Source organism: Bacillus sp. SIMBA_074, assembly GCF_046534555.1.
Lineage (GTDB): Bacteria > Bacillota > Bacilli > Bacillales > Bacillaceae_G > Bacillus_A > Bacillus_A mycoides.
In genome coordinates, this window is record NZ_JAWRYM010000379.1 from 1 (window position 1) to 281 (window position 281).

The following is a 281-nucleotide window of genomic DNA, read 5'->3' on the forward strand; positions in this document are numbered from 1 at the left end:
GGCAACTGTAGATCAAAACATTGAAAAGTCGCTGGCGACGATTTTTGAGCTGGCTGTAGAGGCGGATGCGCCGATCGATGTTCATTTGCATGATCCGGATCAACTGGGAATTTTCACCTTCAAACGACTCGCGAAAATGACGGAGGAAGCAGGCTGGCAAGGACGCGTAACGATCAGCCATGCGCTCGCTTTGGCAGACATCAGCTTGGCAGAAGCAGGAGAAGTAGCTGAAATGCTGGCTGGTCTCGGTATTTCAGTTACCTCGACGGTTCCGGTGAACC

The 281-nt window shown here is 52.0% G+C and carries 1 protein-coding gene; it reads left to right on the forward strand.

Translation table 11 applies throughout. From position 1 onward, the window contains the following. A partial coding sequence (locus tag SB773_RS31235; protein ID WP_410594162.1) for an amidohydrolase family protein occupies positions 1 to 281 on the forward strand: 281 nt, incomplete at both ends.